Source organism: Sphingomonas yabuuchiae (assembly GCF_014199595.1).
Classification (GTDB): Bacteria; Pseudomonadota; Alphaproteobacteria; order Sphingomonadales; family Sphingomonadaceae; genus Sphingomonas; species Sphingomonas yabuuchiae.
On record NZ_JACHNX010000037.1, the window covers coordinates 1 to 14,051 of the forward strand.

The 14,051-nt window shown below is 63.1% G+C and carries 18 protein-coding genes and 3 pseudogenes; 13 read left to right on the plus strand and 8 right to left on the minus strand.

The window, feature by feature from the left end; all coding sequences use genetic code 11:
• The 6 genes and pseudogenes from GGQ89_RS19105 to GGQ89_RS19130 all read left to right on the plus strand — a co-directional run.
• On the plus strand, positions 1–837 hold an 837-nt coding region (locus tag GGQ89_RS19105; RefSeq protein ID WP_184107031.1), incomplete at its 5' end, for a Tn3 family transposase.
• A 27-nt stretch (positions 838–864) separates the two neighbouring features.
• Positions 865–1,881: pseudogene (locus GGQ89_RS19110) on the plus strand (Tn3 family transposase); the annotation flags it as partial.
• A 120-nt stretch (positions 1,882–2,001) separates the two neighbouring features.
• Positions 2,002–2,313, plus strand: a complete 312-nt coding sequence (locus GGQ89_RS19115; protein WP_184107033.1) for a hypothetical protein — start codon at positions 2,002–2,004, stop codon at positions 2,311–2,313.
• A 182-nt stretch (positions 2,314–2,495) separates the two neighbouring features.
• Entirely contained in the window at positions 2,496–3,134 is a 639-nt protein-coding gene (locus tag GGQ89_RS19120; protein ID WP_016509639.1) for a nucleotide-binding protein, read from the plus strand.
• Positions 3,124–3,438, plus strand: coding sequence for a hypothetical protein (locus GGQ89_RS19125; RefSeq protein WP_066490686.1), 315 nt, complete (start codon positions 3,124–3,126; stop codon positions 3,436–3,438). Before GGQ89_RS19120 ends, GGQ89_RS19125 begins: the two co-directional genes overlap by 11 nt.
• A gap of 21 nt (positions 3,439–3,459) precedes the next feature.
• Positions 3,460–4,383 carry a replication initiator protein A gene (locus tag GGQ89_RS19130; RefSeq protein ID WP_082741039.1) on the plus strand — a complete coding sequence of 308 codons (924 nt, stop codon included), beginning with the start codon at positions 3,460–3,462 and terminating at the stop codon, positions 4,381–4,383.
• A gap of 518 nt (positions 4,384–4,901) precedes the next feature.
• Here GGQ89_RS19130 and GGQ89_RS19135 read toward each other — a convergent pair.
• The gene (locus tag GGQ89_RS19135) at positions 4,902–5,390 is read right to left on the minus strand and encodes a hypothetical protein (RefSeq protein ID WP_066490684.1); all 489 of its coding nucleotides are present in this window, start codon (positions 5,388–5,390) and stop codon (positions 4,902–4,904) included.
• 192 nt (positions 5,391–5,582) lie between these two features.
• Between GGQ89_RS19135 and GGQ89_RS19140 the strand changes: the two genes are divergently transcribed.
• Together GGQ89_RS19140 and GGQ89_RS19145 are read left to right on the plus strand one after the other, a co-directional pair.
• Positions 5,583–5,858 (plus strand): HU family DNA-binding protein, encoded by a 276-nt coding sequence (locus GGQ89_RS19140; protein ID WP_035386333.1) that lies wholly within the window; start codon positions 5,583–5,585, stop codon positions 5,856–5,858.
• Positions 5,855–6,127, plus strand: a pseudogene (locus GGQ89_RS19145) (MucR family transcriptional regulator); the annotation flags it as partial. The gene GGQ89_RS19140 and the pseudogene GGQ89_RS19145, both read left to right, overlap by 4 nt.
• Positions 6,128–6,304: 177 nt before the next feature.
• On the opposite strand, the gene GGQ89_RS19150 reads toward GGQ89_RS19145, so the two are convergent.
• Entirely contained in the window at positions 6,305–6,565 is a 261-nt protein-coding gene (locus tag GGQ89_RS19150) for a hypothetical protein (protein ID WP_015449245.1), read from the minus strand.
• A 337-nt stretch (positions 6,566–6,902) separates the two neighbouring features.
• Here GGQ89_RS19150 and GGQ89_RS19155 point away from each other — a divergent pair, with 337 nt between their 5' ends.
• Together GGQ89_RS19155 and GGQ89_RS19160 are read left to right on the plus strand one after the other, a co-directional pair.
• Entirely contained in the window at positions 6,903–7,280 is a 378-nt protein-coding gene (locus tag GGQ89_RS19155) for a hypothetical protein (RefSeq protein WP_184107037.1), read from the plus strand.
• Between the two features lie 134 nt (positions 7,281–7,414).
• Complete coding sequence (locus GGQ89_RS19160) at positions 7,415–7,960, plus strand: recombinase family protein (protein WP_038292857.1); 546 nt, start codon at positions 7,415–7,417, stop codon at positions 7,958–7,960.
• 33 nt (positions 7,961–7,993) lie between these two features.
• Here the strand turns inward: GGQ89_RS19160 and GGQ89_RS19165 are convergent, their stop codons facing one another.
• From GGQ89_RS19165 to GGQ89_RS19175, 3 genes are read right to left on the minus strand one after another with little or no spacing between them, the layout of a single operon-like run.
• Positions 7,994–8,614, minus strand: a complete 621-nt coding sequence (locus GGQ89_RS19165; RefSeq protein WP_017501689.1) for a histidine phosphatase family protein — start codon at positions 8,612–8,614, stop codon at positions 7,994–7,996.
• Positions 8,615–8,616: 2 nt separating this feature from the next.
• Positions 8,617–8,937: a type II toxin-antitoxin system YafQ family toxin gene (locus GGQ89_RS19170; protein WP_026109291.1), complete on the minus strand. Its 321-nt coding sequence runs from the start codon at positions 8,935–8,937 to the stop codon at positions 8,617–8,619.
• Complete coding sequence (locus GGQ89_RS19175) at positions 8,906–9,187, minus strand: type II toxin-antitoxin system RelB/DinJ family antitoxin (RefSeq protein WP_017501687.1); 282 nt, start codon at positions 9,185–9,187, stop codon at positions 8,906–8,908. The genes GGQ89_RS19170 and GGQ89_RS19175 overlap by 32 nt, the downstream gene beginning before the upstream one ends.
• 415 nt (positions 9,188–9,602) lie before the next feature.
• Here GGQ89_RS19175 and GGQ89_RS19180 point away from each other — a divergent pair.
• The 3 genes and pseudogenes from GGQ89_RS19180 (at position 9,603) to GGQ89_RS19190 (ending at position 11,275) form a co-directional block, all read left to right on the plus strand.
• Positions 9,603–10,234: pseudogene (locus GGQ89_RS19180) on the plus strand (transcription elongation protein SprT).
• Positions 10,235–10,355: 121 nt separating this feature from the next.
• The gene (locus GGQ89_RS19185) at positions 10,356–10,991 is read left to right on the plus strand and encodes a nucleotide-binding protein (protein ID WP_066490587.1); all 636 of its coding nucleotides are present in this window, start codon (positions 10,356–10,358) and stop codon (positions 10,989–10,991) included.
• Complete coding sequence (locus GGQ89_RS19190) at positions 10,991–11,275, plus strand: ribbon-helix-helix domain-containing protein (RefSeq protein WP_017501683.1); 285 nt, start codon at positions 10,991–10,993, stop codon at positions 11,273–11,275. Before GGQ89_RS19185 ends, GGQ89_RS19190 begins: the two co-directional genes overlap by 1 nt.
• A 44-nt stretch (positions 11,276–11,319) precedes the next feature.
• On the opposite strand, the gene GGQ89_RS19195 is transcribed toward GGQ89_RS19190, so the two are convergent.
• From GGQ89_RS19195 to GGQ89_RS19205, 3 genes are all read right to left on the minus strand, one after another.
• Positions 11,320–12,423, minus strand: a complete 1,104-nt coding sequence (locus GGQ89_RS19195) for a replication initiator protein A (RefSeq protein ID WP_184107039.1) — start codon at positions 12,421–12,423, stop codon at positions 11,320–11,322.
• Between the two features lie 787 nt (positions 12,424–13,210).
• Positions 13,211–13,579 (minus strand): GNAT family N-acetyltransferase, encoded by a 369-nt coding sequence (locus GGQ89_RS19200; protein ID WP_276208885.1) that lies wholly within the window; start codon positions 13,577–13,579, stop codon positions 13,211–13,213.
• A gap of 21 nt (positions 13,580–13,600) precedes the next feature.
• Complete coding sequence (locus GGQ89_RS19205) at positions 13,601–13,831, minus strand: hypothetical protein (RefSeq protein WP_184107041.1); 231 nt, start codon at positions 13,829–13,831, stop codon at positions 13,601–13,603.
• Between the last annotated feature and the right edge of the window lie 220 nt (positions 13,832–14,051).

Here is a 14,051-nt window from a genome sequence, read left to right on the forward strand (position 1 = left end):
AACGCCCGCTACGGCAACGATCCCGGCATCAAGGCCTATACCCACGTCAACGACCGCTTCGCGCCGTTTGCATCGCGGACCATTCCAGCCACGGTGAGCGAAGCACCTTATCTACTCGACGGGCTGACAATGAATGAGGCAGGGCGACGGATCGAAGAGCAGTACGCCGACACTGGCGGGTTCACCGATCATCTGTTCGGGATCAGCGCCATGCTCGGCTACCGCCTCGTGCTGCGCATCCGCGACCTCCCATCCAAACGACTGTACGTATTTAACCCTGCCACCACACCGAGCGAGCTGCGCCCGCTGGTGGGCGGCAAGGCGCGTGAGGCGCTGATCGTTTCCAACTGGCCCGACCTGTTCCGCTGCGCCGCCACCATGAGCGCGGGACAGGTCGCGCCGAGCAGCATTCTGCGCAAGCTCGCCTCCTATCCGCGCCAGAACGATCTTGCCTCCGCGCTGCGCGAGGTGGGCCGGATCGAGCGGACGCTGTTCATCATCGAATGGATACTCGACGCAGGCATGCAGCGCCGTGCACAGGTCGGTCTCAACAAGGGCGAGGCACATCATGCGCTGAAAAATGCCCTGCGCATTGGCCGTCAGGGCGAAATCCGCGACCGCACAACGGAAGGGCAACATTACCGGATCGCCGGCCTCAACCTGCTCACCGCCATCATCGTCTACTGGAACACCCTGCACCTTGGCCATGCCGTTGAGGCCCGGCGCCGCGAAGGGCTCGATACCCCCGACCATCTTCTCGCCCATATTTCGCCGCTCGGATGGGCACACATCCTCCTCACTGGCGAATACCTTTGGCCCAAGGACGCCGGCGCTTAGGGTGTCATTCCGCCCTCAGCCGGAACCGACCCCTATGGTGAAGCGCTGGGAAGGCTGATCGACGCCCATCGCACCATGCCGCTCGCCGCGCTGTGGGGAGACGGCACCACCTCGTCGAGCGACGGACAACAATTTCATGCCGGCGGTCGTGGTGCCGCGATCGGCGACATCAACGCGCGCAGCGGCAACGAACCGGGCGTCGCCTTCTACACCCATGTCTCGGATCGATATGATCCCTTTGCGAGCCGGGTGATCGCGGCGACTGCCGGCGAAGCGCCCTATGTTCTGGATGGCTTGCTGTATCACCAGACGGGCCTGACGATCGAGGAGCACTACACCGATACGGGTGGAGCATCGGATCATGTATTCGGCCTCATGCCCTTCTTCGGCTACCGCTTCGCGCCGCGCCTGCGCGACATCAAGGAGCGTCGCTTGCACCTCCTGCCCGGCCAGGAATCTGGCCCCTTGCTCGGCGGCATGACGGCCGAGCCGATCGCATTGGGTCATGTCGCCGCGCATTGGGACGAACTGCTGCGGTTCGCCACATCGATCCGTACCGGCACCGTCACCGCTTCGGCGATGCTGCGCCGCCTGTCCGCCTATCCGCGACAGAATGGACTGGCCCTCGCGCTGCGCGAGCTCGGCCGCCTCGAACGCTCGATCTTCATGCTCGACTGGCTGCGCGACATCGATCTACGCCGACGCACCCAAGCGGGCCTCAACAAGGGCGAGGCCCGCAATGCGCTCGCCCGCGCGCTCTTCTTCAACCAGCTTGGCGAACTGCGTGATCGGCGATTCGAAAACCAGACCTATCGCGCATCCGGCCTCAACCTGCTCGTCGCCGCCATCATCCTGTGGAACACCCGCTATCTCGAAATGGCGTTGGCTGACATCGGCACGCCGGACGAGATCGCACGCCACATCGCGCCATTGGGCTGGGAGCATATCTCGCTGACCGGCGACTATAGCTGGAATGTCGAAGACCGGCCCGATCCGGATGCCCTGCGGCCGCTACGCGCCGTCAGTTCCCTGCTCGCCGCGTGACGTTCGCCCTCCGTTCTCCCTTAGCGTGCAGATACGTCACTTTCGTGTAGTCACCCCTACTGGCCGCAGGTGCTCCGCTCGGGTGTCCTGCCCCCTGATGGCGACAGCATCGGTATCCCCATGTACGGCAGCATCCTTGTGACGATCGTCGCATCGCCCGTCGTGCTGGGCATCGCGTGGCTTTGTCTCCGGCACTATAATCCAGCGACCCGCCTTGCCACGATCAGGTGGGATCGCCCCATCCGCACGGTCACGGTCAGCTTGGTGTTCGGAGGGGCTGCCGTACTGTGCGTCTTCGGCAGCGTCGCTGAACTGGGTCATGCGATGCCGTGGTACGAATACCTCTGGACCGGATATGCGCTGGCATGGGTGCCTTGGTTGCTCGGTATACGAGCCGCCGTGATCGATCAGGACAATACGGCAGGCGACTGAACCCCGCCGTTCACTGCTCGTTCGCTCCTACCGTACGCAGAATGCACTTTCGTGCAGTCACCCCTTACAGCGTCTCGGCGCTTGCGCGTGACGATCGCTCGCGCGGGAAGGTGAAAAGGGTCTTTCCTTCACTCCCAATCACCTTCATAGTGTCACAGGAAAGAGAGCCAGAAGGGGCGAAGGTGCAAATCTACTCACTTGTCAGCCAGAAGGGCGGAGCTGGGAAAAGCACCCTTGCCCGTCAGCTCGCGGTTCTCGCGGGCGAGGCGGAGCCCAGCCTTATCATCGACCGCGACCCGCAGCGGACGACGACGAAGTGGTGGACGCGGCGCGAGCAGATCGAGCCGGCCTTTGAGCGCCCCGAGCTGGTCGACCTGGACGGCACCAATTTGACTGACGCGGCCAAGCGGCTCCGGCGCAAGTCCGACGGCGCGCTGTTCATCGACACGCGTCCTGCCGTCGAGGAGCCCGAGGCCGAGGCCGCGCGCGTGGCGGACCTGGTGATTGTCCCGGTGCGGCCGTCGCCAGACGACCTGGAGGCGGTCGGGGAAACGTTGAAGATCCTCCGCCGGCTCGACCGGCGTGCGGCCGTCATCGTCAACGCGGCCAAGAACGAGGCCCGCGCGATTGCCGCGCGTGCCGCGCTGTCGCGCTACCCGGTCCCGGTTTGCCCGATCCACCTATCCGATCGGACGATCTATCTGGACGCCTCGCTTGAGGGGAGGGGCGTCACCGAAATGCGCGGCCATGCGGCCCGCGAAGCGGCCGACGAGCTGCGTCAGGTTTGGAGCTGGATTCAGGAGATACGACATGAGCAGTAAGCGCACCGGCCGCGCGCTCGCCGACGTAATGGGCGAGCTGGACGAGGAGCCGGCCGCGGCCCCGAGCACCGCGGCGGCGACCGAGGCAGCACCCGTGCGGGACACCGCCTCGCCGGCGATCGTGCCGATCAACGTGCAAGTCACCCCGCGCGATCGTCGCCGGCTTCGCCAGCTCAGCCTCGACACAGGGTTGTCTTTGCAGAAGCTGGGGCATGAGGCGTGGAACCGGCTCTTGGAGGCGCGCGGGCTGGAGCCGCTGGAGGCGGTAGCCGCCAGTGTGCCGAGCGGCCGATCACGCCGCTGACCTCTGACCCTTGGAGCCTTTATGACTAAGAAGGTCAGAAGGAAGGAAGGCGTTCGCGCCGGCGTACTCGACCAGCTCGACCTGTTCGTGACGCTGCCAGGCGACATACCGACTCATGACGAACAGGAGATGATGGAGCGGCCGTTCTTCAGCCTTTCCAAGCAGCGCCGCAGCGAGCCGATCGACTACCAGGTGCAGAACGGCGCCACGACCATAACTGTCAACGTCACGGCCCCGGCCGAGATCGGTATCGCCACCATTTGGGATTGCGACATCCTGATATGGGCGGTGTCGCAGCTCAGGGCGGCGAAGGCGGCGGGACAGCCGACCACGCCGCACTTCCACGTCCCGCTCTATGAGCTGCTACGCGGGATCGATCGGCCGACCGGGGGAGACGAGTACCGGCGCATCGTAGAGGCACTTGAGCGGTTGAGCGCCACCCTGATCCGCACCAACATTCGCCAGGGCAAGAAGAAGCGCCCCGAGGGCTTCCACTGGATCGAGCGCTACTCGGCACCGACCGACGACCTAGGCCGATCCACGGGCGTCGAGTTCACCATATCGGATTGGCTCTACGAGGGCGTGCTGACCGACCGCCTCGTGCTCGGCATCGACCGAGCCTATTTCAAGCTGACCGGCGGAATCGAACGTTGGCTTTACCGTGTCGTGCGCAAGCATGGCGGCCACCAGGCGGCGGGTTGGGCTTTCACCATGAAGCAGCTCCACCACAAGAGCGGCAGCACCCAGCGCGTGGCCGACTTCGCCAAGGAGCTTCGGCGCGCGGTCGAGCGGCAGCGGCTACCCGGCTACTGGCTGGAGCTGGTCAGGAACGATGAAGGCGAGGAGGTTCTTAACTTCACAGAGCGTTGCCAGCTTTCGACCGACCATCCAGGGTTCCAGTTCAAGCGCTTGCCGCGCCCGCCGATGGGGTTTCCGGCCGACTGATCGCCAGGGGCCAAAACCCCGATAGTGGTGAGGCTCCAACTATCGGGGGAATGGCCCCTGCGAATCACGGGGTTTTGGCCCTGCGAATCACGGGGTTTTGGCCCCTGAAACGGCCGCTAACCCTTTGACGATACAGGCCGAAACCGCTCCGTAAGGGTCTTAAACCTCCTATTACATAGGAGATTCTTCTTAAGGACTCAGGCCTGTGGATAACCCCGATTGGTCCATCGGATCGGGGGCCAAAACCCCGATAGTGCGCAAGACAGACCGACCGCTCGCCACCAACCAGTGGAAAAAAGGACAAGCGGAATCGGCCTAACGGCCGATGCACTTTCGCTGCGTGCCGCCTTCGGCGTCACAGGGGCGGCGCTACGCGCCGGTAGCTAGGCGGGAAAGAAGTGGGGACGGGTAGCGACGGAATCGCCCGCTACGGCCTTCCAGGCGCGACGTGGAGGCAAAAGAGGGGCTTTTAGGTGGTTTGGGATGCCGATCGGCGCGAGCGCCCCCAGCGGGCTTAATTAGGCCGGATCGAACAGGCCGTCGAACTCGCGCTGGTCATAGTAGCGGATTCTCGCCTTTGGGGTCGATGCAGGTGACCGAGCGATCGAGCAGGAGCAGGTTGGGGATGATCGTGCCGACGCCCTTGCCCGAGCGGGTGGGGCCATCGTCAGCAGATGCGCCGCGCCGTCATAGCGGAGCAGCTTGCCCAACTTCGCCGAGCGGCCGATCAGGAGATCCCCGCTCGCCTCCAGCTTTTGCACGTCGGCGCGGTCGCCGAAGCGGGCGGACCCCAGCAGCTCGCTTTGCCGGTTGGCGGCATTGCGATTGACGCGCCAGGTGAAGAACAGGATCACGCCGAACAGCAGGAACGGAATGTCGGTCGCAATCTCGCCATAGCCAAAGATGCCCTTGAGCCAGGCGTTGCTGGCGAACAGGGCTACCACCGCCACGACGATCGCGAGCCGCCAGCTTATCGGTCGACGCCCGCCGATGCACGGACCCGCCATCAGTGAGGTTGCTCAATTAACGGGCATCGGATGTGCAGGACAAACATCATCGCTGCATGATCGCGATCTACGCACGCTACGCAACGGTGTCGCCAGCCCGCTGCATCTTGCCGGCGCCACCCGGAAAGGGGATGCACTGTTGCGCCCGTGACCGGAACAATTATCCCGGTGCACGTTTACGGGAGATATTTGATGAAGCTTGACGATCTTGTGAAAGGCATTGCCGAGGGAAGCGATCTGAGTGCCGCCAAGGCCCGGGCGTTGATCGACCGCGTGTTCGGTGACATCGGCGATGCGGTTGCGCGGGGGGAGGAGGTGTCGCTGCCGGGTTTCGGCAAGTTCTCCAGCAAGGCCCGGGACGCCCGGACCGGTCGCAATCCCCGGACTGGCGAAGCTATGGAGATCGCCGCGTCGACCAAAATGGTGTTCACACCGGCCAAGGCACTCAAGGACAAGCTTTCCTCATGACCACAGAAATCGATACCGGCCCGAACGCGATCGAGCTCGCAACCGAGCTGACGATCGCATGGCTGAGCAATCCCAACACGCGCGTCGCGGCCGAGGACGTGCCGGCATTTCTCACCCGGATGCGTGACAGCATCACAGGATTGATCGACCAATCGAGCACAGCAGTTCCGCAGGAAGCGACGGCCGCCCAGTTCACCCCGGCGGTGTCGGTACGTAAATCGCTGGCGTCGAAGGATCATATCATCTCGATGATCGACGGCAAGCCGTACATGTAGGTGCTTGCAATCGTAGCGGCGTTTGCTTGCAAACAGAGCCTTTTTTTGCTCGGATTATCTGACAACCGGCTCGGCGATCTGCTCGCGCTATCTGCCAATGTGCTCGACATCATCCTGCGCTGCTCGCAATCATAAAGGTCTGCTCACATCCCCTGCCAGCGAAACAGGGCGTCAGCGCGGCACCCGGATGGAACCTTCCGCGATCCCCTCGGCGACATTGGAGAGCATGACGGCGTAGCGATGCAAACCGGGGAAGCGACCAGCGTTCTTGTCGATTTCACCGCCGTATCCGGCGTCGAGCAACGCCTTGAAGTCGGGCATCACGTCGAACATGCCGCCGAGCAGATCGATATCGGAGGCCCCGGTAAGCAACAGGGCGTTCGCATGGGCGTCGAGACGCTTCATCGTTTCCAGCATTTCGGTCCTGGTCATCGCATCCTGTCCGCTTGCGGGGTTCCATCGCCTAGCACGACGCGCCGGCCCTGTTCGCGAAAACCTTCCTTTCTGACGACCTCGCGGGCGGGCCATGACGACAACGCATTTCTGCGGCCCGCCGCTTGTCAGAACTGTTCTGGAAACCTGCTTCGCAAAAGCGCTTGCCGGCTACGGGTTTGGAGAGCCCATTGGCACGGAGCGTGAGCACAACGCCCCGTTTGCAAGCAGCGCCGGATGATGGCGAGCACACTGGCAGATAATTCGAGCAGGACGCTCCCCGCCAGTGGCAGAAAGCGTGAGCAGGAAATCAGGCTGTTTGCGAGCACACGCCGCTATGATTGCAAGCGCCTACAGCTATGTGCGCGTGTTTCCGCGTCAGGACCGGCAGCCGGCTGTCGTCAACCTGGCGCGGCTAAGCGGGCGGGTGATCCTCCGCGACGGGTGTTTTCGGCTGACGGAACATGGAGACGGCGGTGAGCCGCTTGTCATTTTCGGCCGGGATGTGGAGCTTGGTCTGGATGCCGAGGGCTATATGGCCTTGAAAGACAACAGTTCCGATGAGGCCATGCCCCGGATCGGAGAGCGCATGGCGTGGGCTGGCCCGCAAGGTTATTCGGAAGCTGATCCGGCGGTGGCCCTGCTGCGAGCGAAATGTGGGACTGGGCCGATTGTCGCAGTGGGCTCGCCTGAAAGTGATTATCGCACCAAGTAGGAAGTCATCATGTGCTCTTCCCGATACTATCCCAATCAGGACAGAGACCAGCAGATCAAAAGTTTCGCATCAAACCAAAAGCCGCGCTTTTCCGTGCCCTTCCCTGATGCAAAAATCTGATGCAGAATCGCGCCATGATTTACGGCTATGCGCGCGTCTCCACCAACGGCCAAGATTTGGCCCAGCAGCTCGCCCAGCTTGAGGCGGCGGGCTGCGCGAAGATCTACCGCGAGAAGATCAGCGGCGCGTCGGCCGAGCGGCCCCAGCTCAAGCGCGCGATCGGCGCGCTCGATCCCGGCGACGTGCTGATGGTGACGGCGACCGATCGCCTCGCCCGCAACACGCGCGACCTCTTGAACATCCTCCATGCGGTAAAGGAGGCCGGGGCCGGCTTCCGCTCGATCGCCGAACCGATGGTGGACACGACCTCGCAGCTCGCCGAAGTTGTGATTGCCGTTCTAGGCGTCGCGGCCAGCTACGAGCGCCAGCGGATCGCCGAGCGCACCAGCGCTGGCCGCGCCCAGGCCAAGGCGCGCGGGGTCAAGTTCGGCCGCAAGAGCGCCCTCACCCCGCACCAGCAGGCCGAGGCGCGGCGCAAGCTCGACGCAGGCGACACCCAGCGATCGGTCGCGGCGCTGTTCAACGTCAGCCAAGCGACGATTTCGCGGCTACAGGGGTGATGAGCGACGCCCCCCGCCCTCTCCGGCGTTGATTTAGGCGGCGATCGCCGGCGCACATTCCCAGCGCCTGCCATGCCAGCGGAATCCTACCCGCTGCGCGTTGCTGATCGCTGGCGGCTCGCCCTTGCGCCAGAAGGCGCGCATCTTTGCCTGATCGTCAAGATGAGCGTCGGCCACGATCGCGCGCGCGGCCTGGATGAACTGCCCATGCCCGAACACATAGACCAGCGAGGCGGGCGGCATGGCGGCGAGCCGCGCCAGCGCGGCCTCGCAGCGCCGGAGCAGGGTGGCGAAGCTCTCCGCCCCTTCCCCGTCGCAATAATCAGGATCGGCCGCGCTCCAATAGCGTTCGAGGTGCGGCATCCGCTCCGCGCTGCGCGTGCCGTTCCAGCGCGCCGGTTGCAGATAGGTGAACTCCTCTATCGGCCACACTTCCACCGGCACGCCGGGAAAGCGCGCGATCGTTGGCGCAGCCGTCTGCTGCGTGCGGGTATAGGGCGACGTGACGATGAGCGCGGGCGCTTCTATCCAGCTCGCCGCGACTTCGCGTGCCTGTTCCTGGCCCAGCTCCGTCAGCTCGATCGCGCCGAGATCGTGGCAGGGCACGCCGGCGTTGCCGGTAGATTCGCCGTGGCGAATGAAGATTACGCGCATGGCTATTCAAACAGTTCCGCATGAGTGCCGGCGCGCACGAAGTTCACCAGATTCCCCTCAATCGTATAGATCAGCAGGAAATCGCCGCCGATATGGCACTCGCGATGATCGCTCCAATCGCCTTTCAGCGGATGATCCAGCCATTCCGGGCCTAACGGCGCGTCGTTGGCGATGAGCATCATCATCGCCTCCTTGAGCTGTTTCATGTTGTAGCGCCCGCTGCGCGACAGCCGCTCCCAATCCTTGACGAACCTTTTTTCGTAGGACGCCTCTCTTGGGAACGCCGCCCGCTTACTGCTGGCGGGCTTCTTGGTCGAGGGCATCGAACATTTCCTGGGCATCGGTGAAACGGGCGCGGCGAGCCTTCATCGTCGCGCGGGACGCCTCGATCGCGGCGCGCGTCTCGGCGTTCGGCACCTTCAGCTCGAACGGCAACGCATGATCCTTGGCGACCCGCGTGAGGGTCATGCGGACCACATCCGAGACGGTCAGCCCCAGCTCGGCCAGCACGGCGGCGGCTTCATCCTTCAATGTTTCGTCGATGCGCGCGCGCACGAAAGCGGTAGCGGCCATTGGAACCTCCTTAGTCAAGCCGATAATGTAGCTCAGTTGAGCAACAATTTCAATCCAGGCTAGGGGGCGGCGCCTGCCGCTGGCGCGGCACCGTGGCCCTACTCGCTTCGTTCCCCAAGCCCGCAAGCGGTCTTGGCCCAAGGTGACGACCCACATGGCGGGGGCGAGATCGCAAGCGGGTCTCGCTTCATGGTGCCGGCGTGCGCCGGCGTCGATCCTGTTTGAAGGGGGAAAGGCGGTCCCGGCCGCCTCTCCCCCGCAACGGGATTAGACGGGGCCGTGCCTCGCTGCGCTGCGGCCGCACCACCCCCATCGAATCCCGCTGCCCCCCTCTCTCGCCGGCGTTCTTGGGCGTCCGTGTTCCGGCCGATGGCATGGCCATCGCCGAACAGGCGATTTGAAGGGAGTAAGGACGATGACCCACGAAACCCGCGAAAGCTGGCTCAATGCGGTGGCGGCGGGCATGGCCCCGCTGTTCGAGGTGCTGGACGCCCCCCTGCCCGACCGCGTGCGCGTGGCGATCGGCTTCACCAGCAGAGGCGCGAAGGCCAAGGCGATTGGCGAGTGCTGGGATAATCGGTTGAGCGCGGACGGGCATTTTGAAATCTTCATCCGCCCGGACCTGGCGCACGCGCCCGACGCGATGCCGGCGCAGATCGCAGCCATCCTCGCGCATGAGCTGGTCCATGCCGCTGTCGGCATCCCGGCAGGGCATGGGAAGACGTTTAACGGGTCGCCCTTGGGCTGGGGCTGGTCGGGCCGATGCGCGCCACCACCCCCGGCGAGGCGTTCCTTGCGGCCATCGCGCCGATCCTGGAGTGCGTTGGCCCCCTCCCCCATGCCCGTCTCGACACGGACGGGGAGTCGACCGCGCCCAAGAAGCAGAAAACCCGGATGCTCAAATGCGAGTGCGCGACGTGCGGCTATACCGTGAGGACCGCGCGCAAATGGCTTGAGCAGGCCGGAGCGCCGCTTTGCCCGATCGAGGATCACGGCCAGATGGAGCATGAGCCGCTGGACGATGACGACGCCGAACCGGAGGAATGATGCGGCGCGCTTTCGTCATTTCAGATTCAGCGCCTCCCTATCGTCATTTCGGGAACGACAGGGCTTCCCCTCCCGGTCTATTGTGTATACAAGTATAGGATTATACGTGTAGGAGTGTAGCATGAAGGTTCTCGCCATTCTCTCACAGAAAGGCGGCGTTGGGAAAACGACGCTCGCGACCTGTCTGGCAGTCGCGGCCGAGCAGGCGGGCAAGGTCGCCGCGATCATCGACCTGGACCCGCAGGCGACGGCCTCGTTCTGGAAGGACGTGCGCCAGCTCGACACGCCCGCCGTGGCGTCGATTCAGCCGGTGCGCCTGCCCGCTATGCTCAAAGCCTGCGAGGACGCCGGCACCGATCTTGTCGTGATCGACGGGGCGGCGGTCGCGCGCGACTTGGCCTATGAGGCAGCGCGTCACGCTGATTTCATCCTGATCCCGACTAAGACGGCCGTGTTCGACACGATGAGCATGACGCACACCCTCGACGTGGTGCGCCAGCTCGACCGCGCCTTTGCCGTGGTCCTTACCTTCGTGCCCCCGCAAGGTCAGGAAACTGGCGATGCGATTCAGGCCGTGGCGGAGCTAGGCGCGACGGTTTGCCCGGTGACGATCGGCAACCGCAAAGCCTTTTTCCGCGCCCAAGCCGCAGGCCGGGCCGTGCAGGAGTTCGAGCCGCATGGGCCAGCGGCCGACGAAATCCGCCGACTATACGAGTATACAAATATACGCCTATACAATCAGGCGGAGGTGGCGTGATGGCGAAGGGCGGAAACAGTCTGCAAGCGGTGCTGAACCGCGCCAAGGCGGACGGAGACGCGGCCCCGGCCCCAGCGTCGGCGATCGAGCCGGTAGACGTGACCCGCAAGGCCCCGCCGAGCGGCCGACAGGGGACCAAGCTGATTGGCGGGCATTTCCCTCCCGAGGTCAGCACGCAGCTTCGCATTATCGCGGCCGAGGAAGGGACGACCGTTCAAAGCCTGCTGGGCGAGGCGCTGGACGACCTGTTTGTGAAGAAGGGAAGGGGGCGCATCGCCGGCTAGTATAGATGTATACAATTATACACCTATACATCTATACACCTATACTAGCGCAAGGGGGCAGTCTTGTGCTTGTTGCGACAGAAGCCGATGAAGGCGGCGCGGGGGCTTTTCAGTTCCGGCCGCCCGCTGTCGATCCACCATGACACCCATTGGTCATAGAGCGCGTAAACGTCATAGCCAGGCGCAACGCTCTTGGCGTCGTGGAAGCCTTCGGGGTCGATATAGGGCCGCTCGGGTTCCGCCTCGATCGCCTCGACCGTATCCAGAGCCTCGCGATTGCGGAACGTGACCGTATCGCCGTTCATTTCCACGGCATAGTCGGGCAGATGATCGTGCGCGACGAGATCGCGCAGCATCGAGCGGAACACGCGCAAATGGCTACTCGCGCCGGTCTTTTTCTGTAGCGTTTCGACCGAGATCGACCATTTTTCCTGCGCGCCGCAATGCTTGCGCGCCAGCTCGTAGATACGCCGTTCGAGCGGCTTGCGGAGGCGGAAATAGTCGCGATGGAGCGTCAGGACGCTGCGCCCCTCAACCATCTTGAACAGCCAGTCGGATAGCGTGACCTTGATTTCCGACATTTGGCCGGAGCGGGTTTGCCGCACGATCCGCCATTCATTGATGAGGCCGAAACCTTCGGTGATTTCCTCGCCATCGGCCTTGATATTCGTGGTGATCCGCGTCCCCGACAGCCGCTCGAACGCGCTCCGCAGCCGGTCATAGCCGTCGCCATCGGTTTGCCGGTTGGTCCACACCAGTAGATCGCGAGCAGTGAGGTGCAAGGTGCGGCTCGGTCGCTCCCCCTGGTTCATCTTCCCGATGAGCTGGGAGATGCAGTAGATCAGAATATCCTTGTCGTGGATCGTCGCCAGCCCTTTGACGCTGGGGACGATTTCGAGCTTGTTGCCGTTATGCTCATAGCGGAACACGCGCCGATCGGGCTTGGTCGCGAGCGAGAAAATCGGATGCTCCATCGAGGCCATGTCATCCTTGGGGATGGCGTCGAGAACATCGCAAATGAACAGATCGGGATCGGGGTAGCGAACAGGCAGCAGGGAAGGGCGTCCCTCCGCGCCGTGCGGGGTTTCATTGACGGCAAGCGGGAGTTCGGGGTTTCGTTGACGGTCAGGCTCGATTCGGGGTTTCATTGACGCGCACCGTAGATTCGGGGTTTCATTGACGCAACGGAAAAGTTCGGGGTTTCATTGACGGGTGATCGCGATTCGGGGTTTCGTTGACGCAGATTCGGGGTTCTGGAGTCACCAGATTCGGGGTTCCGTTGACGCCGAGGGCAAAAAAACGCCCGATTATTCTAATATTTTCAGTTGCTTATGAAACCGCCAAAATCCCGTAACACGACTCTTTAACCCATATATTAACACTAGGCCGACCTGTGGATAACTTTAACCGCAGCGCCCACTCGACGCCGGATCATCGTGGTTTCACCCACCAGCGTCCCGCCAGATCGAACAACTTGTCCTGATTTTCGGGACAGAGGCAGCGTGATCCACTGGCGCCGCGCTACCGGCACCGGTCAGAGGGAAGAAAAGCGCCGCCTCTTGGGGGCTTCGCCCCCGCCGGCTCGCGGCCTTCGGCCGCCCCGGATCGCTTTGCGATCCTCCCACCCGGCATCCCCATGATGAGCCGGCTTCGCCGGCACGCTTTTTGCTAGATTGAGGATCGTTTAAACGCCCCGCTTCTATCGACACCACAGCGCCAGCGGCACCGTCGCAATTGGCTTTCCAGGAAAGCCAGGCGGATAGGGCGGTGATCGAGCCGAGAGGGCAGGGGAGGCGGAAACGTCGCAGCAGGGGCGATTTCCGGGCCGCTGGGCTTCATTCTGGACGTTTGGCAGGCCGGGGAGGGTCCAAGGGGGCGTTTGCGGGAGGGGGCGGAATCCTACGCCAAGCTCGCCCAGATAGCCGGCGCGAGATCTTACTTGTTGCTGCCTTCTACGGTCGCGCCAGAAAGGCGACGGCTCAGTTCTATCCGGCGATGGCTACGCATTTTGAAGGTGTCTGGCCCAACGCGCCGATACTCAATGAAGCCGAGAGAACGCCAAAATCGCTCTGCCGCTTCATTCGCTTCCAGCACGGCCAACCGAATCTCTGTGGCACCTCTCGCAGCGGCCCAGCTTTCGACCGTCGAGTAAATTGAGCGTCCGACGCCACGACCACGCTGTGCGGCATCTACGATCATGAAGCCGAGATACCATGTGCCATCACGCGGATAATCGCGGAGGATGGCCGCGATTGCATATAGGGGTCGGTTCCGGCTGAGGGCGAAATGACACCCAAACGGCAAGAAGTGGTGGAGAGTGGTCGTTCAAAATCTCGGGTTTTCGCCTTTGCGGACGGCAAGAGCTCGATTGACGCAGTATAGCGTGGCCGCGATCGGCGGGAAAACGAGCACCGCCGCAACTAAGAAGGTGTCCAACACTACTCCAAAGAAAGCGAAGGTCATCCAGATCATCCAGCCGAAAGCGACATCAAGAATGACTGTGGCCACGATCAAAGCGGCCAACAAAAGTTTCGTATTGAAGTTCACCTTCGGCATGCGCTCTTTTTAGCAGTCAGCGTGTAATGCGTCATGTCCGCAACTGGGCGCTTGCTGCCCTTTACCATTCCGCCGGATGGATGTCGATCAAATGGATCAAATGTCAGTGAGATCCTCAGGGTACGTCCCACCGCGCTGGCAGAAGAGAGCCCATGTTTCCTTCCCCTGTGCGGTTACGATCATGCGAACCGGTAAATCGACTGCGAGCGCGATAAGGCCG

What these genes read in the sequence shown, in the direction of transcription:
- GGQ89_RS19150 (WP_015449245.1), bottom strand. Translation starts at nt 6,565, where the DNA reads ATGACCAGGACCGAAATGCTGGAAACGATGAAGCGTCTCGACGCCCAT.
- GGQ89_RS19130 (WP_082741039.1), top strand. Translation starts at nt 3,460, where the DNA reads ATGACTAAGAAGGTCAGAAGGAAGGAAGGCGTTCGCGCCGGCGTACTC.
- GGQ89_RS19175 (WP_017501687.1), bottom strand. Translation starts at nt 9,187, where the DNA reads ATGGCCGCTACCGCTTTCGTGCGCGCGCGCATCGACGAAACATTGAAG.
- GGQ89_RS19135 (WP_066490684.1), bottom strand. Translation starts at nt 5,390, where the DNA reads ATGGCGGGTCCGTGCATCGGCGGGCGTCGACCGATAAGCTGGCGGCTC.
- GGQ89_RS19155 (WP_184107037.1), top strand. Translation starts at nt 6,903, where the DNA reads ATGATTGCAAGCGCCTACAGCTATGTGCGCGTGTTTCCGCGTCAGGAC.
- GGQ89_RS19115 (WP_184107033.1), top strand. Translation starts at nt 2,002, where the DNA reads ATGTACGGCAGCATCCTTGTGACGATCGTCGCATCGCCCGTCGTGCTG.
- GGQ89_RS19125 (WP_066490686.1), top strand. Translation starts at nt 3,124, where the DNA reads ATGAGCAGTAAGCGCACCGGCCGCGCGCTCGCCGACGTAATGGGCGAG.
- GGQ89_RS19185 (WP_066490587.1), top strand. Translation starts at nt 10,356, where the DNA reads ATGAAGGTTCTCGCCATTCTCTCACAGAAAGGCGGCGTTGGGAAAACG.
- GGQ89_RS19170 (WP_026109291.1), bottom strand. Translation starts at nt 8,937, where the DNA reads ATGCCCTCGACCAAGAAGCCCGCCAGCAGTAAGCGGGCGGCGTTCCCA.
- GGQ89_RS19160 (WP_038292857.1), top strand. Translation starts at nt 7,415, where the DNA reads ATGATTTACGGCTATGCGCGCGTCTCCACCAACGGCCAAGATTTGGCC.
- GGQ89_RS19190 (WP_017501683.1), top strand. Translation starts at nt 10,991, where the DNA reads ATGGCGAAGGGCGGAAACAGTCTGCAAGCGGTGCTGAACCGCGCCAAG.
- GGQ89_RS19140 (WP_035386333.1), top strand. Translation starts at nt 5,583, where the DNA reads ATGAAGCTTGACGATCTTGTGAAAGGCATTGCCGAGGGAAGCGATCTG.
- GGQ89_RS19205 (WP_184107041.1), bottom strand. Translation starts at nt 13,831, where the DNA reads ATGCCGAAGGTGAACTTCAATACGAAACTTTTGTTGGCCGCTTTGATC.
- GGQ89_RS19165 (WP_017501689.1), bottom strand. Translation starts at nt 8,614, where the DNA reads ATGCGCGTAATCTTCATTCGCCACGGCGAATCTACCGGCAACGCCGGC.
- GGQ89_RS19195 (WP_184107039.1), bottom strand. Translation starts at nt 12,423, where the DNA reads ATGAAACCCCGAATCGAGCCTGACCGTCAACGAAACCCCGAACTCCCG.